Source organism: Pseudomonas sp. XK-1 (assembly GCF_038069885.1).
Lineage (GTDB): Bacteria > Pseudomonadota > Gammaproteobacteria > Pseudomonadales > Pseudomonadaceae > Aquipseudomonas.
Genome location: NZ_JBBPES010000003.1, coordinates 457199 through 476492, shown reverse-complemented (window position 1 = coordinate 476492; position 19294 = coordinate 457199). Strand labels below are relative to the sequence as shown.

Sequence of the window (19294 nt, the reverse complement as noted above, 5' to 3'; positions counted from 1 at the left end):
AATGAACAAGCTCAGCGTGCTGTTGGCCTTGGCGGTCGTACTGTCAGGGTGTCAGACCATGGGGCCGGAGTCGGCACTCAATAGCCGTTCCGTCTATAGCGGCGACAATTCCCTGCTGTATAAGGTGAGGCAGCAGACCCATTCGCCCGAGCAGGCCATGCAGATGGCCGCGATGGCCTACCGGGCCGACGATCTGGATCAGGCGCTGTACCAGTATCTGCGTGCCATCGAACTCGATCCCAAACGTTATTCGGCCCTGGTCTGGGTCGGCAGAATCCACCGCGAGCGCGGCAATAGCCAGCTTGCCGAGATGGCCTTCCGCGATGTGCTGGCCAGCGAGCCGAACAACCTTGAGGCGCTGGCGGAAATGGGCCTGCTGCGTCTGGCCAGGCATGACCACAAGGGCGCGCAGGAGCTGCTGTCCAGGGCGGTGGCGCTGGACCAGCAGCGCCTGGGCGGCGACAGTTCGGCCGAGGTGGCCGCGCTCAAGGTGGACAGCAAGTCGCCCCTCAAGGTCTACAACGGCCTTGGCGTGCTGGCTGATCTGCGCAACGACTTCCCCTCATCCGAGGCCTATTACAACCTGGCCATGCTGATCGAACCGCGCTCGGTGCTGGTGCAGAACAGTCTGGGCTATTCCTATTACCTGGCAGGGCAGTGGCCCCAGGCCGAGCGCACCTATCAGCGTGGCATCGGTTACGACAGTGGCTACAAGCCGTTGTGGCGCAACTATGGGTTGCTGCTGGCGCGCATGGAGCGCTATGAGGAGGCGCTTTCCGCCTTTGAGCAGATCGGCGGGCGTGCCCAGGCCAGCAATGACGTCGGCTATATCTGCCTGATAGAGGGCAAGCTGGATGTCGCCGAGCAGTTCTTCCGCAGCGCGATTGAGCAGTCGCCCGCGCATTACGACATGGCCTGGGACAACCTCAATCGGGTGCAGCAGGTCAGGCGGATCCGCCAGATGGGCGGTCCCGACTCGGCCGCCGTGACTCCGCTGGAGGAGGCCGTGCAGTAAGCCTCATCTATGTCCGTCAGGACAACCTGCGCAGGATGGGGCGGTGCTCTGTGGCGCAACTCGCCCATCTTGTCGGCTGGTGCGGCCTTAGTTGATTGCGTCGCTCAGGGCCTTGGCCGGTACATACTTGACCACCTTCTTGGCGGCGATCTCGATGGCTTTGCCGGTTTGTGGGTTGCGTCCGGTGCGGGCCGGACGCTCGCTGACCTTCAGTTTGCCGATACCTGGCAGGGTGATTTCATCGCCATTCTCCAGGGCATCGCTGACGATCTCGCTGAGCTGCTCGAGTACCGCGCGAATGGTGCTTTTCGGCGTGTCGGTCGACTCGGCAATATCGCTGATCAGTTGGTCTTTGGTCATGGCCATGGTGTTGCTCCTTGGTAAAGGCTAGGGGTTGGCAAAACGCACACAGGGTACTGCGAATTGCTACGCGGGGCACGGCCCTGAGTCTGCCGCGGTCTGCTTCGGACCCGCCCATGCATCGATAATTCCCGGCACATGTTCGCCTAGCCCGCAGCTCGTGAGCTTTTTCGGGGGAGTGCCGTGCTTGGTCTACGCTGATACTACTTGGCCATTGCTCGGGGGTACCGCTATGTTACGCATCTTCGCCGATCTGGGGTTTCGCTGGAAAATGGCCTTGCCCATTCTGTTGCTGGCCACGCTGTTGGTCGCGATGGGCTTTCTCGGTATGCGCGGTATCGATCAGGTCGCCGATTCCAGCACCCGACTGACCAATCGCTTCCTGCCGGGCATCAGTCTGCTGCTCAACGCCGACCGTGATCTCTACCAGGCCTTTGTGGCCGAGCGCAGCATGCTCGGCGAGGGTGCGAGTGTACATGCCAGTGCCCTGGCGGCGGCCCATGCGGAGAATATGCAGCAGGCTTACGATCGCGTGCACAAGTTCGCCGCCATGCAGCCAGGTGCCGAGGCGATGCAGTTGGTGGCCCAGTTCGACAGTGGTTTTGCGCGCTGGAAGGCCACCTCACAGCAGGTGCTGCAGTTGGCGGGCAGCGATCAACAAGCCGCCAGTGCGCTGAGTTTCGCTGCCAGCGAAGAACAGTTCGAGGCCATGCGCACTGCCATCGACAAGCTTGGCGAGATGGATGATCAGGCGGCCAATGATGAGGGCATGGCGGCTATTCGCCTGGGTGAGACCCTGAGCTGGCAGCAGGGCCTGATCATTGCCTTCGGCCTGCTGGTCTGTCTGGTATTGGTGGTTGGCTTTCCGCTGCTGATTACCCGGCCGTTGCACAGCCTGCTCAATCGCATCGAACAGATTGCCGACGGCGATGGCGATCTGCGCGTGCGTCTGGATGTGCTTTCCCGCGATGAGCTGGGCAAGCTCAGCCATGCCTTCAACCGTTTTCTCGACAAGTTGCAGCCCTTGATCAAGGAAGTTGGGCGGGTCACGGGTGAGGTCGAAAGTTCGGCGCAGAGCCTGGCTGGCATGGCGGCCGCCAATGATCGCCTGATCAACAGCGAACACGCGGCGGTGGATCAGGTCAGCACGGCGGCCACCGAGATGAGCAGTGCGGTGCATGAGGTGGCGCGCAATGCGCAGAACGCCGCCGATGCCGCCCGCAGCGCCCAGGTACAGTCACGCGAAGGTGCCCTGGTGGTGGGTGCGACCATCGACTCGATTCGTCAACTGGCCCAGGAAGTGGAGAGCGCTTCGCTCAGTATCCAGACCCTCGAACAGGAAGCCGCGAATATTGGCGCGGTGCTGGCCGTGATCCGGGGCATTGCCGAACAGACCAATCTCTTGGCCCTGAATGCGGCCATCGAGGCTGCCAGGGCCGGCGAGCAGGGCCGCGGCTTTGCGGTGGTGGCCGATGAGGTAAGGGCCCTGGCCGCCCGCACCCAGGAGTCGACCAAAGACATTCAGCTGATGATCGAGCGCCTGCAGATCGGCGTACAGAATGCGGTCAAGGCGACCCACTCGGGCAGTGCCAGGGCGCGGGAAAGCGTGGATCAGGCCGCCGGCGTGGATCAGGCCCTGACCGATACCAGCGACTCGGTGCAGCGCATCAATGATATGACTGCACAGATTGCCAGCGCCTGCGAGGAACAAAGCAGCGTCACCGAAGAAATCGCGCGCAATATCAGTGATATTCGCGATCTCTCCAATGAGGCGGCGCAAACCTCCGAGCAGAGTGCCAAGGCCAGCCAGCACCTGTCCGAACTCTCCCATGGCCTGACTGCTCTGGTCGGGCGTTTTCGGGTATGAGTCCGCTGAGTAGGCAATAGCCAGTGGTGCGGGCTGCTCAACCGACCGGGCAAACCCTAAAGCGTTTATAAGTGCTTGAAGCGGTTGTAAGTTTGAATCAAGCCAGTACAATGGCGCGGCTCGCTGCAAGGCGGGTAGCGTTATGGTGGCCCTGCCGGTCCCCCCGCAACGATCAGCCGTGAACCCGGTCAGGCCTGGAAGGGAGCAGCCGCAGCGGTGACATTGTGTGCCGGGGTGTGGCTGGCAGGGTTGCCTCCATCTTCAAGCCCGTTCGGGCTGTGCGTTACATCCATTATTTGATCCTTCAGCTTTATGCTTGCCTCGTTGCGGCTTGTCTGTGCGCGCCCGGTGCCAAGCGCTGTTGGGCTGCGCCACCTCAGATGACATTGATTGCGTCATATCCTTGGCTTGTGCCGCGCGGCTTGGTCTCGATCTGGCGGCAGGAGTTCGGTGCGCACGACGCATCCTGCTGGGTGGCGTTTCCTGTGTGCTGGGCAAATCAACTCTGTTTATGCAGCCTCTGAGCAGGGCGCGGCCCGTTATTGCGCGCAATAAAAAGCCCCGCGGTTGGGGCGGGGCTTTTGGCGGAGCAGGCTCAGGCCTGGTGGTAGCTGAGAACACTGTCCTGTTCTTTCAGGGCCTTGCGCATATCCGCGGGAATACTGCCGGAGCGCATGGCCAGTTCCAGGCGGATTTCTTCAAGGCTCTGCGCGAATGCCTGGGCATCGGTGCGCTGGGCTGCGCTCAACACTCGACTGTAGGCGGTGACATCGGCAGCATCCATCAGGGAGAGGATGATGCCACCGTCCGGGCGCGGCGCGCTGAACGTGACGCGCAAGGGGGCGAACAATTGTTCGACGAGTTGCTGGTTGATGTTATCCATGACCTTGCTCCATCCTGAGGTTGACTAATTCAGACCCCCCTCCGGGTGGATAGTTCGTCGTGCGTCTGGTCAGGCCGTCAGGGACTGACGGGCGCGATCGATCACTTGCTGCAGGTGTGCACCGCTGTACTGGCCTGGATAGAGGCGCTGGCTGTGCTGGGCAATGCCCGCATGATTGACGATGGTGAAGCTGAAGCTGCCTTTGCGGGCGGCCATGATTCGGCAATCAAGTGGCGCAAAGGCGCTGGCGAGGGTGCGAATGGCATCCTGAATTTGGTGTTGAGTATTCATTTATTTGGTGTTCCTAAAACTGCGTGCGCATCATTGCGCTGAATAAAGCTCCAGGCTGTCGACCAGGTGTGTCGATGCATGTGTCAGATCGGAGCGGGACTGCGCGCAAAAGTTCCGGATTGGAAGCTTGTTGCGGGTCGGTACTTCGGAGGCGGGCTGAGTCGGCGCTTGCGCGGGACGGCCAGATCAGTCAGCAGGTTGGGTCATGGTCAAGAGCTGTACGGCATCGCTTGATGGGGCGGATGCGCTCTTTACCTGGATACCATCGAGGGGGCCTAAAAGGCCTAATTGACTTACAGCGTGGTACTAACGCCGCGGATACTAGGCCCTTGTGCGTTTTTTAGCCAGCTAATTTTTCAACGGGCCGCGTGTCTGTCTATATAGAGGCGGCAGGTCGGATGCAATTTGCCCCATGCTCCGTTAGGATTAGCCCACTTTTGCTTTCCTCTCGTGACGGGTTTCGATGAGTTATCAGGTTCTTGCACGCAAGTGGCGTCCGCGCTCGTTCAGCGAAATGGTTGGCCAGACTCATGTGCTCAGGGCGCTGATCAACGCGCTCGACAGTCAGCGGCTGCACCATGCCTACCTGTTTACCGGCACCCGCGGGGTGGGCAAGACCACCATCGCGCGGATTATCGCCAAGTGCCTGAACTGTGAAACCGGCATCAGCTCCACGCCCTGCGGCGTGTGCTCGGTGTGCAGGGAGATCGATGAAGGGCGCTTCGTCGATCTGATTGAAGTCGACGCCGCCAGCCGCACCAAGGTGGAAGACACCCGTGAGCTACTGGACAACGTGCAGTACTCGCCTAGTCGTGGGCGCTTCAAGGTCTACCTGATCGACGAAGTGCACATGCTCTCCACCAGCTCGTTCAATGCGCTGCTGAAAACCCTGGAAGAGCCGCCACCCCACGTCAAATTCCTGCTGGCCACCACCGATCCGCAGAAACTACCGGTGACCGTGCTGTCGCGCTGCCTGCAGTTTTCCCTGAAAAACATGCCGCCGGAGCGGGTGGTCGATCACCTCAGCCATGTCTTGGCAGCGGAAAATATTCCGTTCGAGAATGATGCGCTCTGGCTGCTGGGCCGCGCCGCCGATGGCTCCATGCGCGATGCCATGAGCCTGACCGACCAGGCGATTGCCTTTGGTGAAGGCAAGGTGCTGGCCGCCGACGTGCGTGCCATGCTCGGCACCCTCGACCACGGTCAGGTCTACGGGGTGCTGCATGCCCTGATCGAGGGCGATGCCCGCGGCCTGATCGAGGCCGTACGCCATCTTGCCGAGCAAGGCCCGGACTGGAATGGTGTGCTGTCGGAAATGCTCAATGTGCTGCATCGCGTGGCCATTGCCCAGGCCCTGCCCGAGGCGGTGGATAACGGCCAGGGCGATCGCGAGCGCGTGCTCGAACTGGCTAAGGTCCTGCCAGGCGAGGATGTGCAGTTCTATTACCAGATGGGCTTGATCGGTCGACGCGATCTGCCTCTGGCACCTGACCCACGCAGTGGCTTCGAGATGGTGCTGCTGCGCATGCTGGCGTTCCGCCCTGCGGATAGCGAGGATGTACCCAGGGTGGCGCTAAAGCCGCTGGGGATTAGTCAGGCCACTGCTGATTCCGCGCCCAACCCAGTGGCCGGCGCAGCTATGGCTGCGCCGGCCGTTGTGGCTGCTGCAGCAGTTGTTGCACCGGTCGCGCCAGACACGATCGCCTCGCCGGTAGCGGCAGCCGTCGAGCTGCCTTCGAGCCCGCAGGTCGGGCCCGCGCCGACGCTCGCCGCCACGCCTGTGCCCGCCGAACCTGCGCCGGCCATGCAGCCTGAACCGTTGCAGTCTGCACCCGCCGTGGTGCCGCCCTGGGAAGAACAGGTCGCAAGTCCCGCACCGGCCGCCGTTATCGAAGCAGCGCCGAGTCCGGCGCTTGTCCCCGAGCTGCCACCAGTAAAGCCGCAGCCCGCGCCAGCCGCGTTGCCAGCAGTCGAGATTGCGTCGCCAGTGGACGCGGATGTGGATGACGATGAGCCGCCACCCGGTGACTACGACTATGTGGAGATGGACGCCGAGTCGATCGATTATGATTTCGACGCCGTCGAGGTCGAGCAGGCGGTCGAGCCGCAAGTGCTGCCAGCCGCGCAGCCCGCCACCGGCCTGGCGGCCGATTGGCTGGAATTGTTTCCCAAGCTTGGGCTGTCGGGGATGACTGGCAGCATCGGGGCCAACTGCACCCTGATCACAGTCGACGGCGATAACTGGCTGCTGCATCTGGATCCGGGCCATAGCGCCTTGTTCAACCCGACCCAGCAGCGCAGACTCAACGATGCCCTCAACCAGCACCTTGGGCGCGAACTCAGCCTGCAGATCGAACTGCGCAAGCCCGAACAGGAAACCCCGGCACAGGCAGCTGCCCGTCAGCGTGCCAACCGTCAGCGCGATGCCGAGGCTTCTATCCATAACGATCCGCTGGTGCAGCAAATGATTCAGCAGTTCGCCGCGGTGATCCGCGCGGACAGCATTGAACCCCTGGACACCCCAGTCAAACCCCTGACTGCCTGATAATTACCGAGGACAACTACCATGATGAAAGGTGGCATGGCCGGCCTGATGAAGCAGGCCCAGCAGATGCAGGAAAAAATGCAGAAAATGCAGGAAGAGCTGGCGAACGCCGAAGTAACCGGTCAATCCGGTGCCGGCCTGGTCAGCGTGGTGATGACCGGTCGTCATGACGTCAAGCGCGTCAGCCTGGACGACAGCCTGATGCAGGAAGACAAGGAAATCCTTGAGGACCTGATCGCTGCGGCCGTCAACGATGCAGTGCGCAAGGTTGAGCAGAACAGCCAGGACAAGATGTCCGGCATGACGGCAGGAATGCAGCTCCCCCCCGGTTTCAAAATGCCTTTTTGAGTAAGTGACGCCCAGCCGGCACGCATTACTGCGTTGCGAGCCGGCCCGGGCATCCTCATTTACGGCCAGTAAACTCCGGTGCCCGGGCCGTCTTGCGCCTTGCTCTGCACAGCGTCTGGCCAACCCTTATAGGCCCTTGTACAAATGAGTAGAGTGGATAACCGCGCAGCGTTATCCATCATTGGCTGAAACCTTCTATGGAAGTGGCCCGCCGTCGTTTCCATCCGCCCATAACCCATGTGATGCCTTGCCATGAGCTTTAGCCCACTGATCCGTCAACTGATCGATTCTCTGCGCATCCTGCCCGGTGTGGGGCAGAAGACTGCCCAGCGCATGGCTTTGCAGATGCTCGAGCGTGACCGTTCGGGTGCCATGCGTCTGGCCCAGGCGTTGACCCAGGCGATGGAAGGGGTGGGGCACTGCAGGCAGTGTCGCAACCTGAGCGAGGATGAGGTGTGCCAGTTGTGCCTCGATCCACGCCGCGACGACAGCCTGCTTTGCGTGGTGGAAGGGCCAATGGATGTGTACGCGGTGGAACACACCGGTTTTCGTGGGCGCTACTTTGTGCTCAAGGGCCATCTGTCGCCACTCGACGGCCTGGGGCCGGAAGCCATAGGCATTCCCGAGTTGCTGGCGCGTATCGCCGCCGGCAGTTTCGCTGAGGTGATACTGGCCACCAATCCCACGGTGGAAGGTGAAGCGACCGCCCATTACATTGCCCAGCTGCTGGCGGGCAAGGGCTTGATCGCTTCGCGTATCGCCCACGGCATGCCTCTGGGCGGTGAGCTGGAACTGGTCGATGGCGGCACCCTGGCGCATTCGATTGCCGGGCGTCGTCCGATTCAGCTGTAGAGCACTTCCAGGGCTGCCCATAACGACAGGTGTGCGCGCGAAGGTGCCTGGCCATATAGTTGCGGCAGCGAATAACTGCGGGAGAGGGGGCGTGCAACGGCATTAGCCCTGCATGCAGTGCTGACGATATCTGGGTGAGGGAAATCAGGTTACCGCTGCGGGCGTTGCACCCTGCGGGTCTTGCCTTTGCCATCTTGTGTTGGCTTTCAGGCCGCAGAAAAAAACAAGCCCCGCATCTGCAGGGCTTATCTAGAACAGGTCAGAGGCTTAGGCCACCTGAACCTCTTCAGCTTGCATACCTTTCTGACCGCGGGCGGCCACGTAGGTAACGGTTTGGCCTTCTTTCAGGCTTTTGAAACCGTCGCTCTGGATTGCTTTGAAGTGCACGAACAGATCATCGCCGCCGTTAGCCGGGGTAATGAAGCCGAAGCCCTTCTCATCGTTGAACCATTTGACGGTGCCAGTTTCGCGATTAGCCATGATGTTTCTCTTAAATCGATACGAATTGCGGTGCCAGAATATTCATAGCACCTATGCGGTTTTGCTGATTACTACTGTTCAGCTTGTGCATTCTAGGCCGTTTTTACGTTCCGTGCTGGTATTGAAGCTAATTCATTTTGTTTTTGTTGTGGCTCAGCCGTTATTTCGCAGTCTGGCCAGGTCTCTGAGGGGCGGCGCGCCGAATAAACGGCTGTATTCACGGCTGAATTGCGACGGGCTTTCATAGCCGACCCGGTAGCTGGCCGAGGCCGCTTCCAGGCCCTCGCAGAGCATCAGGCGGCGGGCTTCCTGCAAGCGCAGTTGCTTCTGATACTGCAGCGGGCTGAGGGCGGTGACCGTCTTGAAGCGGTGATGCAGGGTCGATGGGCTGAGGTTGACCTCGCGGGCCAGGTGTTCGATGCGCAGTGGCTGGTCGTAGTGCTTGTTGAGCCAGTCGATGGCGCGGGCGATGCGCTGGCCCTGGCTGTCGGCAATGGCGATCTCGTGCAGATAACGGCCCTGGGGGCTGTGCAGCAGGCGATAGAAGATCTCGCGCAGCGCCAGGGGTGCGAGCATGGCGATATCCCGCGGGCTTTCCAGCAGGCGGGTCAGGCGGATCACCGCGTCGAGCAGGGCGTCGTCGATCCTGTCCAGAAACAGACCGCGCCCATCGCCCGCCGTCCCGGCCAAGCCGATCGGCCCGGCATCGGCGATCAGGCCGCTGAGCTGCGTGGGGTCGATATCCAGGCGCAGGCTCAGGTAAGGCTGCTCGGGGGAGGCCGCTATCACCTGGCCCGATACCGGCAGTGTGACCGAGGCGACCAGATAATTCAGCGGGTCGTAGCGATAGGGCTGATCGGCCAGGCGTACTTCCTTGCTGCCCTAGGCGATGATGCACAGGCAGGGGTTGTACAGCACCGGCATGGGCAGGGTGGGCTGGTCGGTACGAATCAGGTGCAGGCCGTCGATGGCGGTGGCATGCAGGTCTTCGGCCGGGGTCAGCCGCTGAATCAGCGCCGCCAGCTCGACCTGGCGCTGCTCAAGGTCGCTGCCGGATGTGCGCGGCAAGGTGGCGGGTGCGGGCATCGGGGCATCTCCTCAAGGTATCGCCGGAGCTTAGCCTGGTCTTTCAGGCAAGTATTGCCGCCGAGATTGGCAATGCAGGATCAGGCAAATATTCGCCACAAATAGGCAAATAGCTGGGGTGTACGGCGAAGCAAGTCTGAATGACGAGTAACTGCTACGAACAGGTGCTGCCAGACATAAAGCAGTATCAGGCAAGAATGCTCCAGTAATCGTCTAACCCTCGGTGGGCCATCTCTCTAGTCTCTGCTGCTGTAGTTCCACTCAACAGCTTCTGGAGAATGCCCCCATGCTGAACGTTCAAGGCAAAGTCATTTTGATCACCGGTGCCAGCAGCGGCATAGGCGAGGCCTGTGCTCGTTTGCTGGCGCACAAGGGGGCACGTGTGCTGCTCGGTGCCCGGCGCAGCGACAGGCTCGAGGCCCTGGTCGGCGAGATCCGTGAGGCGGGTGGTACGGCCGAGTTCCGCCGACTGGATGTGACCAGCCGTGCGAACACTCAGGCTTTTGTCGATTTCGCCGTCGAGCGCTTCGGTCGCGTCGATGTGTTGATCAACAACGCCGGCGTGATGCCGCTTTCGCCGCTTGAGGCGCTGAAGGTGGATGAGTGGGACCGGATGATCGACGTGAATATCCGCGGCGTTCTGCATGGCATCGCCGCCGTGCTGCCACTGATGCAGGCCCAGCGCAGTGGCCAGTTGGTCAATATCGCCTCGATCGGGGCTTACAGCGTGGTGCCGACCGGCGCGGTGTATTGCGCGACCAAGTACGCAGTGCGCGCCATCTCCGAAGGCCTGCGTCAGGAGGTCGGCGGCGATATTCGGGTGACCCTGGTATCGCCGGGGGTGGTCGAGTCGGAACTGGCCGAGAGCATTTCCGATGAGTCGAGTCGTGAGGCGATGAAGGCGTTCCGCAAGGTCGCCATCGCCCCGGACGCGATTGCCCGTGCCATTGCCTATGCGGTCGAGCAGCCGGCGGATGTCGATGTCAGCGAGTTGATCGTGCGCCCGACCGCCAGTGCCTATTGAGTCCAGCGGGCAAAGCTGGGCAAAACGCAGCAACGGGCTTGCGGCGATACGCCATGGATAAGGAGGGCCTTATGCCGATTAGCCATACGACACTTATCCGCGCCCAAGCTGGCCGCGCGGCCGAGTTGGGCCGCTGTCTGCAACGCCTCGCCAGCCTGGCCGACACGGCTAGCGATTGCCTGGGCCTGGAGGTCCGTCGCGCGGCGCAGGATGAACAGCTCTGGCTGCTGTGCGGCGACTGGTATTCGGCGCGGGCGATGCAGCGCTTCTTTGCCGCGCCTCTGGCGCAGCAGGTTTTTACTGACGCCCTGGGAGCCGGGCTGATCTGCAGTCTCGATTGCGGCTGTGCCGAACCGACCTCATCGGTCTGAGGCCGGCGGCACAACGACGAAGCCCCGTCGCTGTTTGACCAGTCGCGGGGCTTCGTCGTGTCGGCCGGGGCAAGTTAGTCGAGCAGCGTCAGGGTGACGTCGATATTGCCGCGGGTGGCGTTGGAGTAAGGGCAGACGATGTGCGCGCGGTCGATCAGGGTTTGCGCTTGCTCGCGGTCCATGCCTGGCAGGCTGATGCGCAATTCGACTTCGATGCCGAAACCGTTGGGGATCGCGCCAATGCCCACTACACCTTCAATCGAGGCATCTGCAGGCATCGCCAGCTTGTCGCGGCCGGCGACGAATTTCATCGCGCCAATAAAGCAGGCCGAGTAACCGGCGGCGAACAGCTGCTCCGGGTTAGTGCCCGCACCGCCGGCACCGCCAAGTTCTTTAGGGGTGGTCAGGGCGACATCGAGGACGCCGTCGGAAGAGATGGCGCGGCCGTCACGGCCGCCGGTGGCTTCTGCGTAGGCACGGTATGCAACGTTTTCGATCGACATGGCTATTGCTCTCTATAGAAGGTGGAGGTCCGGCGGGTGTTGCCGGTGGTTCGACCAGGTTGTGATGTGCAGGTTTTGTGTTGCGATAATTTTTTGTGCGCAAACTAAGTTATCGAGGCGAAATGTAGCCCGCAAACATATTGCGCGCAAGATATTGGTTGAAATTTTTAGCGATAAGAATCATATGTTCTGGAATAAGCCAATCTGGCGGGCCTGTTGCCGCTCCGGGAAAGGCAAGCGGGCGCTGCTTGAGCGCCGGCAGAGGCCAATCCATTTGGCCTATTAGCAGACGATGCCCATCCCGTGCGGTCGCTTATGCCCTGGCATCTGGCGCTATCCATGGCTTGTAAACCAAGCAAGCGCTTGGTATTTTTCCTGAAACCTCACTGGGAATCCCCTATGTCTGCTTTCCAGGAATACTTCGACGCCTCCCACCAACTGGTCCGCGACTCGGTGCGGCGTTTTGTCGAGCGCGAGATCCTGCCGCATATCGACGACTGGGAGGAGGCCGAGGAGTTTCCCCGCGAGCTGTACCTCAAGGCCGGTGCGGCGGGCATCCTCGGTATCGGCTACCCGGAGCAGTTTGGTGGCAGCCATGAGGGCGACGTATTTGCCAAGGTGGCGGCCAGCGAGGAGCTGATGCGCAGCGGCTCTGGCGGTCTGGTGGCGGGCCTGGGTTCTCTGGATATCGGCCTGCCGCCCATCGTCAAATGGGCCAGGCCCCAGGTGCGTGACCGGGTGGTGCCGCAGGTGCTGGCGGGCGAGAAGATCATGGCCCTGGCGGTGACCGAGCCCTCCGGTGGCTCCGACGTGGCCAACCTCAAGACCCGCGCGGTGCGCGACGGCGACTTCTATCGCGTCAGCGGCAGCAAGACCTTTATTACCAGTGGCGTGCGCGCCGACTACTACACGGTGGCGGTGCGCACCGGCGGCGACGGTTTCGGTGGTGTCAGCCTGCTGCTGATCGAGAAGGGCACGCCGGGTTTCAGCGTCGGGCGCAAGTTGAAGAAGATGGGGTGGTGGGCTTCGGACACCGCCGAGCTGTTCTTCGATGACTGCCTGGTGCCAGTGGAGAATCTGATCGGTGCGGAGAACATGGGCTTTGCCTGCATCATGGCCAACTTTCAGAGCGAGCGCCTAAGCCTGGCGATCATGGCCAATATGACCGCGCAACTGGCGCTGGAAGAGTCATTGACCTGGGCTCGGGAGCGCCAGGCATTCGGCAAGCCAATCGGCAAGTTCCAGGTGCTCAAGCATCGCCTGGCCGAGATGGCCACCCAGCTGGAAGTGTCCCGCGAGTTCACCTACCGCCAGGCGGCGAAGATGGCCGCCGGCAAGAGCGTGATCAAGGAGATCTCCATGGCCAAGAACTTCGCCACCGATATCGCCGACCGCCTGACCTACGACGCGGTGCAGATCATGGGCGGCATGGGCTATATGCGCGAGTCTCTGGTGGAGCGCCTGTATCGCGACAATCGCATCCTCTCCATTGGCGGCGGTTCGCGGGAGATCATGAACGAGATCATCAGCAAGCAGATGGGGCTGTAGCTCGACCGAGGCGGCGGCGGGCTGCACGCACTGGCTTGCCTTTATGAAATTTAGAGTGTAACTTTTCATGAAATTATAAATAAATAATTTCATGAGTTGTTTATGTTCAAGCAGTCCGAGCAGCATCTCGACACCTACTACGCCCACAGTTGCCGTGAACAACTGCGCGAATACGCGCCACTGGCCGGCGCGCAGCGCTATGACGTAGCGGTGGTTGGTGCCGGTTTCAGTGGCCTGCATACGGCGCTGCGCCTGGCCGAGGCCGGCAAACGCGTGGTGCTGCTGGAAGCCAGTCGGGTGGCCTGGGCGGCCTCGGGACGCAATGGCGGTCAGGCGATTCTCGGCTGGTCCTGCGATATGCCGCCGCTGGAGCGGGCCCTCGGCCTGGAGCGCGCACGCCGTTTGTGGGATGGCATGCGTTGGGCCGCCGACGAAATCCGCGCGCTGCCGCAGCGCTACGGCTTCGACTGCGACTACCGCGCCGGCCATCTGTGGACCTCAGTGATGCCGCGGCGGGTGGCCATCCTGCATGAGTGGCAGGAGCACGCTGCGCACAAGTGGGGCCATGACCAGCTGCAGTTTATCCCCCGCGACCAGCTCGGCAGCTGGGTGGCCAGCGAGCGTTATCAGGCCGGCCTGTTCGACCCTCTGGGCGGCCATCTCAATCCGCTCAAGTTGGCCCTGGGCCTGGCCGCCGTCTTCGAGCGCGCCGGTGGGGTGATCCACGAGCAGAGCCGGGTACTGAGCTACCACTGTGGAGCTGATGGCTATCACCTCGCGACCGCCGCCGGCAGCGTGCAGGCCGAGGTGCTGGTGCTGGCCTGCAATGCCTATATCGACAGGCTCGACCCACAGCTGGCGGGGCGCATCCTGCCGGTGGGCAACTATCAGGTGGCCACCGCGCCGCTGGACCCGGCCCTGGCCGAGTCCCTGCTGCCGCGCAACAGCTGCGTCACCGACAACCAGTTCGTGCTCGACTATTTCCGCCGCACCCCGGACAACCGCCTGCTGTTCGGCGGCGGCTGCACCTACCTGGGCGGTCTGCCCAGGGATATCGCCGCGGCCACCCGGCCCTTTATCGAGCGGGTGTTCCCGCAGCTGGCCGGTGTGCCCATCGAATTTTCCTGGGGCGGCCACCTGGATATCAGCATGCACCGCACCCCGGATATCGGTGGCGCGGACAACCGTTACTGGCTGCAGGGCTACTCCGGCCATGGCGTGTTGCCGACGCTGGCGGGTGCCCGGGCGGTGGCTGACGCCATTCTCGGTAACAGCGACGAGCTGTTGCTCTACCAGGGCCTGCGCAATCCGCGCTTCCCCGGCGGCGAGCGGCTGGCCGCGCCATTGGAGGCCGTGGGCAAGGCCTGGTATCGCCTCCGTGACTTCGTTTAATTCGCCATTTGATTCGGGAGCCGTCATGGACAAGCAAGAAGAAATGGCCGCGTTGGCCATCCTTATCCACGACCTGCGCAAGCACAAGAAGGTGACCCTCAATGAGCTGGCCGAGCGCATCGGCCGTTCGGTGGGCTTCGTCTCCCAGGTCGAGCGCGGCCTGTCGCGCCCGACCGTGGCCGACCTGACCGCCATCAGCGAGGCACTGGATGTGCCCACCACCTATTTCTACAGCCTGGCCAAGCCGCGGGCGCTGCGTTGGGTTACCCGCCCGGGCGAGCGGCGCACCCTGTACTTCGCCAACGGCATCACCGACATCCTCACCTCGCCGAATATGCACGGTGCTTTCAACATGCTCGAAAGCCTGCTGGAGCCCGGTGCCAGCAGCGGCGAGCGGCAGATGAGCGACCGCTCGGAGCAGGGCGGCTATGTGCTCGAAGGCGAGTTGACCCTGTGGCTCGGCGAAGAGGAGGAGTGCGCCACCCTGCAGGCCGGCGACGCCTTCCAGGTTTCAAGTTACGCCCGCTTCCGCTACGCCAACCAGAGTGAGGCACCTGCGCGGGTGCTCTGGGTCTACAACTGACTCGCAGGCTTTTGAAAAGCGTAGGCGAGGCAGGCAAGACAAGGCGAAAACGGCCGAGAAAGCGGAGTTTACGAGCTGTAAATGAGCATTTTGAGGCCGTTTTCAACGCAGGATTGCCAACGTAGGTAGTTTTTCAACAGCCTGTTTGCCATATCCCCTTACCAAGGACTTATAACAATGACAGCCCCCAGTACCGACCTGCTCAATGAGGTCCGTGCCTTCCGCCAACGCCACCCCGAGGTGCGCTTCGTCGACCTGATCTGTCTGGATATTCCCGGGCATTTCTATGGCAAGCGCTATCCCATCGATATGCTGGAGAAGGTCGCCGCCGGCAGCGCCCTAAAGTTGCCGCAGAACTGCGTGCTGCTCGGTGCCCAGGGCGGCCTCTACGAGATCGGCGACTACTGCTTCCGAGACGGCGACCCGGATGCGCCGCGGCGGCTGATCCCCGGCACGCTCAAGTACGTCAACTGGGAGAAGCAACCCCTGGGGCAGATGCTGATCAGCTCCGACGGCACCGAGGCACCCATCGAGTTCGAGCCGCGGGAAGTACTGGCGCGGGTGGTCGAGCGTCTGGCGCGCAAGGGCATCCGCCCGGTAGTGGCCTTCGAGCTGGAGTTCTATCTGTTCGACAAGTCGCTCAAGGAGGGCCTGCCGCAGTTCCCCCGCGACGACCTGAGCGGCGATGCCGACGATCAGCCGAATATGCATATCGAGCGCCTGTCGCGCTTTAGCGAAGTGCTCGACGATATGACCGAGACCGCCCGCGAGCAAGGTGTCGAGGCCACGGTGATTACTGCCGAACTGGGCCCAGGGCAGTTCGAGATCAACTTCGCCCACTGTGAAGATCCGCTACAGGCCGCCGACTGGTCGGCGCTGTTCTGCCGCAGTACCCGCGGCGTGGCGCTCAAGCATGGTCATCGCGCCAGCTTTATGGCCAAGCCCTATCTGCAGTACCCGGGCAGCGGCATGCATATCCATGTCAGCCTCTATGACGCGGCGGGCAACAATCTGCTGGCGCAAGATCAGCAGCAACCGCTGCGCCATGCCGTGGCCGGTTGCCTGGATCTGCTGCCGCAGCTGATGCCGATTTACGCGCCCAACCACAACAGCTATCGCCGCTTCGGGGCCATGGTCAACTCGGCGAGCAAGGCCAGTTGGGGCTATGAGGACCGCGACGCTTGCGTGCGCATCCCCGAGTCCGATGAGCGCAACCTGCGCCTGGAATTCCGCCTGCCCGGTGCCGACGCCAACCCCTACCTGGTGCTGGCCGCGCTGCTGTGCAGCATCGAACAGGGCCTGGAGGCGCGCCGCGAGCCGATCGCGCCGCTGAATGACGACCGCGCAAGCGGCATCGACTTCCCCACCGACATGCTCGAAGCCGTGCGCCAGATGCATGCCAGCCCGGCGGTGAATGCCCGCCTGGGCGAGGAGTTCGTCATGGTCTATTGCGAGAACAAACGCCAGGATCATCTGGCCTTTTTGAATGAAATCAATCAGCGCGAATACCGCTGGTATCTCTAATACCGCTGGTACTTGTAAGGAGGGGCTATGAATAACCCAAAAACTGCTCAATGGCAGGCCATGAGCCGCGACCATCACCTGGCACCGTTCAGCGATTTCAAGCAACTGGCCGAGAAGGGCCCGCGCATCATCACCAAGGGTGAGGGCGTGTACCTGTGGGACAGCGAAGGCCACAAGATCCTCGACGGCATGGCCGGTCTCTGGTGCATGGCCGTGGGCTATGGCCGTGAGGAACTGGTGCAGGCCGCCAGCAAGCAGATGCGCGAGCTGGCCTTCTACAACACCTTCTTTATGACCGCCCACCCGCCAGTGCTGGAGCTGGCCAAGGCCATCTCGGATGTGGCCCCGGCCGGCATGAATCATGTGTTTTTCACCGGCTCCGGCTCGGAAGGCAACGACACCATGCTGCGCCTGGTGCGTCACTACTGGGCGTGCAAGGGCATGCCTGCCAAGAAGGTGATTATCGGCCGCATCAACGGCTATCACGGCTCCACCGTGGCCGGCGCGAGCCTGGGCGGGATGAAGTTCATGCATGAACAGGGTGACCTGCCGATCCCGGGCATCGTGCATATCCCGCAGCCTTACTGGTTCGCCGACGGTGGTGAAATGAGCCCGGAGGAGTTCGGTATCTGGGCCGCGGACCAGCTGGAGGCGAAGATTCTCGAAGTGGGTGAAGAGAACGTCGCCGCCTTTATCGCCGAGCCGATTCAGGGCGCGGGCGGGGTGATCATTCCGCCGTCCAGCTACTGGCCGCGGATCAAGGAAATCCTCGCCAAGTACGACATTCTGTTTGTCGCCGACGAGGTGATCTGCGGTTTCGGCCGTACCGGCGAGTGGTTCGGCAGCGATTACTATGACCTCGCGCCCGATATGATGACCATCGCCAAGGGCCTGACCAGCGGCTACGTGCCCATGGGCGGCTTGATCGTCAGCGACAAGGTGTTCGCGGTGATCAACGAAGGCGGCGACTTCAACCACGGCTTTACCTACTCCGGGCATCCAGTGGCGGCGGCAGTGGGCCTGGAGAACCTGCGCATCCTCAAGGAGGAGGGCATTATCGAGGGGGTCAAGAACGACACCGGCCCCTACCTGCAACAGCGCCTGGCGACCCTGGCGGATCACCCCCTGGTGGGCGAGGTACGCGGTGTCGGCATGCTCGGCGCGATCGAACTGGTGCAGGACAAGGCCAGCCGCAAGCGCTATCCGAGCGAGGTGGGCGTGGGCATGATCTGCCGCGGGCACTGCTTCAGCAACGGCCTGATCATGCGCGCCGTGGGCGACACCATGATCATTGCGCCGCCCCTGGTGATCAGCAAAGCCGAGATCGACGAGCTGGTGGAAAAGGCGCGCCTGTGCCTGGACCTGACTCTGGAGCAGTTGCACGGCGGCAATTAGTGGAGGGGCTTTAGCCGCGACGCCGTCTGACAGCCCTGACCCGAAAAGGCCCCGACCCTGATTTCAGTGTCGGGGCCTTTTGCGTTGGTTATGCGCTAATACCCTGTAACGGCGAGGTGTAGCCGCTGAGTGCGCGCGACCCTGCCTCCGTAGGGTGCGCTGTGCGCACCGAGAGCTCATTGTCTACCCTGGCGCACCGCACCTGTTCGCCCGGCGAACTATGCGACACCTAGCGAGTACATAGCCTTTTACCTGGGTTGCCTGCTAGAGCGACTCTTGCAGCTGACCACGCAGCGCGACCAGTTCCTGCTTGAGTGTACCGATCTGTTCCAGCGACAGACCGCTGGCCTTGAGAATACAGGCGGGCAGGGTTTTGGCCTGGGCATGCAGGGCGCGGCCCTTGTCGCTCAGGTGCAGGTGCACCACGCGTTCGTCCTGGCTGCTGCGTACCCGATGCAGCAGGCCTTCGGCTTCCAGGCGCTTGAGCAGGGGGGTGAGTGAGCCGGGATCGGTGAGCAGGCGCGCACTGATTTCGCCGACGGTGATGCCGTCATTTTCCCAGAGCACCAGCATTGCCAGGTACTGCGGGTAGGTCAGGCCCAGGGCCTGTAGCAACGGCTTGTAGGTCTTGGTCATCAGCAGCGAGGTGGAATAGAGGGCAAAACACAGCTGGTTATCCAGCAGCAGTTCGGCGCAGGGCTCCACTTGAGTGGTCATGGCATTCGCCTGTAATTGTCGGTGGTGCGCATAAAGCTATCGCGCAAACAGCTATTGCGCCAGCTGTGCGTCGAGGCGGGTGTCCGCATCCTGGCTGGGTCACCCGCTGGTTGCCGACGTTCAGCTTGAGGCGCTGGCTGTTGTACCCCACGCAGCCGGGGCGTCTCCAGGCGCTGTTGGCTGCGGCCTGGAGCAGGCAGCTAGAACAGTGCGCGGCCGTGATCCAGTTTCTGGTCCACCAACCATTTGCCGTGGGCCAGGGAAGCACGCTGGGCCTTGTCCAGTTCATCGAGGAAGGCATAGTCCACCGGCAGGGTCAGGCGTTTGCTGGTGTGGCCCTGCGGATCGGTGATATGGCAGCCGCCGGCCCAGGGAGTGGGAATGCCAGGATGTTCGAGGATGTCGGTGCTGATGCGATGGTCGCGGTGGACGCAGTGCATGACGGTCATGGGCTTGCCCTCTTGTTCGGGCTGTGACCATCGGCACGAGTACTGGATAGTGCAAGGCGAT

At 62.2% G+C, this 19294-nt stretch carries 19 protein-coding genes, 1 other RNA gene and 2 pseudogenes; 14 read left to right on the top strand and 8 right to left on the bottom strand.

The genetic code is table 11. The annotated features are described in order from the left end of the window. The first annotated feature begins 1 nt into the window (after window position 1). Window positions 2–1015, top strand: coding sequence for a tetratricopeptide repeat protein (locus tag WMW70_RS10585; RefSeq protein ID WP_341437462.1), 1014 nt, complete (start codon window positions 2–4; stop codon window positions 1013–1015). A gap of 87 nt (window positions 1016–1102) precedes the next feature. Here the strand turns inward: WMW70_RS10585 and WMW70_RS10580 are convergent, their stop codons facing one another. Further along, window positions 1103–1381, bottom strand: a complete 279-nt coding sequence (locus WMW70_RS10580; protein WP_339460503.1) for an HU family DNA-binding protein — start codon at window positions 1379–1381, stop codon at window positions 1103–1105. Between the two features lie 226 nt (window positions 1382–1607). On the opposite strand from WMW70_RS10580, the pseudogene WMW70_RS22115 reads away from it, so the two are divergent. The 3 genes and pseudogenes from WMW70_RS22115 to ffs form a co-directional block, all read left to right on the top strand. Continuing rightward, window positions 1608–2384, top strand: a pseudogene (locus WMW70_RS22115) (MCP four helix bundle domain-containing protein); the annotation flags it as partial. A 78-nt stretch (window positions 2385–2462) separates the two neighbouring features. After that, window positions 2463–3242, top strand: a complete 780-nt coding sequence (locus WMW70_RS22110) for a methyl-accepting chemotaxis protein (RefSeq protein ID WP_445942136.1) — start codon at window positions 2463–2465, stop codon at window positions 3240–3242. Between the two features lie 152 nt (window positions 3243–3394). Continuing rightward, window positions 3395–3491, top strand: an RNA gene (ffs, locus tag WMW70_RS10570) — signal recognition particle sRNA small type. Between the two features lie 346 nt (window positions 3492–3837). On the opposite strand, the gene WMW70_RS10565 is transcribed toward ffs, so the two are convergent. Together WMW70_RS10565 and WMW70_RS10560 are read right to left on the bottom strand one after the other, a co-directional pair. Then, entirely contained in the window at window positions 3838–4125 is a 288-nt protein-coding gene (locus WMW70_RS10565; protein ID WP_341437460.1) for a DUF3509 domain-containing protein, read from the bottom strand. A 69-nt stretch (window positions 4126–4194) separates the two neighbouring features. After that, the gene (locus tag WMW70_RS10560) at window positions 4195–4416 is read right to left on the bottom strand and encodes a hypothetical protein (protein WP_339460506.1); all 222 of its coding nucleotides are present in this window, start codon (window positions 4414–4416) and stop codon (window positions 4195–4197) included. A gap of 463 nt (window positions 4417–4879) precedes the next feature. Here WMW70_RS10560 and dnaX point away from each other — a divergent pair, with 463 nt between their 5' ends. The 3 genes from dnaX to recR all read left to right on the top strand — a co-directional run bounded on the left by dnaX (window position 4880) and on the right by recR (window position 8161). Further along, window positions 4880–6961 (top strand): DNA polymerase III subunit gamma/tau, encoded by a 2082-nt coding sequence (dnaX, locus tag WMW70_RS10555; RefSeq protein ID WP_341437459.1) that lies wholly within the window; start codon window positions 4880–4882, stop codon window positions 6959–6961. Window positions 6962–6982: 21 nt separating this feature from the next. Further along, window positions 6983–7309: a YbaB/EbfC family nucleoid-associated protein gene (locus WMW70_RS10550; RefSeq protein ID WP_090385942.1), complete on the top strand. Its 327-nt coding sequence runs from the start codon at window positions 6983–6985 to the stop codon at window positions 7307–7309. Between the two features lie 252 nt (window positions 7310–7561). Then, window positions 7562–8161, top strand: a complete 600-nt coding sequence (recR, locus tag WMW70_RS10545) for a recombination mediator RecR (protein WP_341437458.1) — start codon at window positions 7562–7564, stop codon at window positions 8159–8161. 267 nt (window positions 8162–8428) lie between these two features. Here the strand turns inward: recR and WMW70_RS10540 are convergent, their stop codons facing one another. Then, window positions 8429–8641: a cold-shock protein gene (locus tag WMW70_RS10540; RefSeq protein ID WP_262183764.1), complete on the bottom strand. Its 213-nt coding sequence runs from the start codon at window positions 8639–8641 to the stop codon at window positions 8429–8431. A gap of 153 nt (window positions 8642–8794) precedes the next feature. Continuing rightward, window positions 8795–9727: pseudogene (locus tag WMW70_RS10535) on the bottom strand (AraC family transcriptional regulator N-terminal domain-containing protein). Window positions 9728–10013: 286 nt separating this feature from the next. Here WMW70_RS10535 and WMW70_RS10530 point away from each other — a divergent pair. Both WMW70_RS10530 and WMW70_RS10525 read left to right on the top strand, forming a co-directional pair. Further along, on the top strand, window positions 10014–10751 hold the full coding sequence (locus WMW70_RS10530; protein WP_341437457.1) for an SDR family oxidoreductase: 738 nt from the start codon (window positions 10014–10016) through the stop codon (window positions 10749–10751). Window positions 10752–10822: 71 nt separating this feature from the next. Continuing rightward, window positions 10823–11122, top strand: a complete 300-nt coding sequence (locus tag WMW70_RS10525; protein WP_341437456.1) for an antibiotic biosynthesis monooxygenase — start codon at window positions 10823–10825, stop codon at window positions 11120–11122. Window positions 11123–11196: 74 nt separating this feature from the next. Here WMW70_RS10525 and WMW70_RS10520 read toward each other — a convergent pair whose 3' ends face one another. Beyond that, window positions 11197–11625, bottom strand: a complete 429-nt coding sequence (locus tag WMW70_RS10520; RefSeq protein ID WP_341437455.1) for an organic hydroperoxide resistance protein — start codon at window positions 11623–11625, stop codon at window positions 11197–11199. A 399-nt stretch (window positions 11626–12024) separates the two neighbouring features. Here WMW70_RS10520 and WMW70_RS10515 point away from each other — a divergent pair, with 399 nt between their 5' ends. The 5 genes from WMW70_RS10515 (at window position 12025) to WMW70_RS10495 (ending at window position 18067) form a co-directional block, all read left to right on the top strand. Further along, window positions 12025–13173: an acyl-CoA dehydrogenase family protein gene (locus tag WMW70_RS10515; protein WP_341437454.1), complete on the top strand. Its 1149-nt coding sequence runs from the start codon at window positions 12025–12027 to the stop codon at window positions 13171–13173. Between the two features lie 102 nt (window positions 13174–13275). Further along, window positions 13276–14565: an NAD(P)/FAD-dependent oxidoreductase gene (locus WMW70_RS10510; RefSeq protein ID WP_341437453.1), complete on the top strand. Its 1290-nt coding sequence runs from the start codon at window positions 13276–13278 to the stop codon at window positions 14563–14565. 25 nt (window positions 14566–14590) lie between these two features. Further along, window positions 14591–15148, top strand: a complete 558-nt coding sequence (locus tag WMW70_RS10505) for a helix-turn-helix domain-containing protein (RefSeq protein WP_341437452.1) — start codon at window positions 14591–14593, stop codon at window positions 15146–15148. A gap of 177 nt (window positions 15149–15325) precedes the next feature. Then, window positions 15326–16672, top strand: a complete 1347-nt coding sequence (locus tag WMW70_RS10500; RefSeq protein WP_341437451.1) for a glutamine synthetase family protein — start codon at window positions 15326–15328, stop codon at window positions 16670–16672. Window positions 16673–16699: 27 nt separating this feature from the next. Next, on the top strand, window positions 16700–18067 hold the full coding sequence (locus WMW70_RS10495; protein ID WP_341437450.1) for an aspartate aminotransferase family protein: 1368 nt from the start codon (window positions 16700–16702) through the stop codon (window positions 18065–18067). Window positions 18068–18331: 264 nt separating this feature from the next. Here the strand turns inward: WMW70_RS10495 and WMW70_RS10490 are convergent, their stop codons facing one another. After that, on the bottom strand, window positions 18332–18784 hold the full coding sequence (locus WMW70_RS10490) for a MarR family winged helix-turn-helix transcriptional regulator (RefSeq protein ID WP_341437449.1): 453 nt from the start codon (window positions 18782–18784) through the stop codon (window positions 18332–18334). 200 nt (window positions 18785–18984) lie between these two features. After that, on the bottom strand, window positions 18985–19233 hold the full coding sequence (locus WMW70_RS10485) for a hypothetical protein (protein ID WP_341437448.1): 249 nt from the start codon (window positions 19231–19233) through the stop codon (window positions 18985–18987). Window positions 19234–19294: the final 61 nt, after the last annotated feature.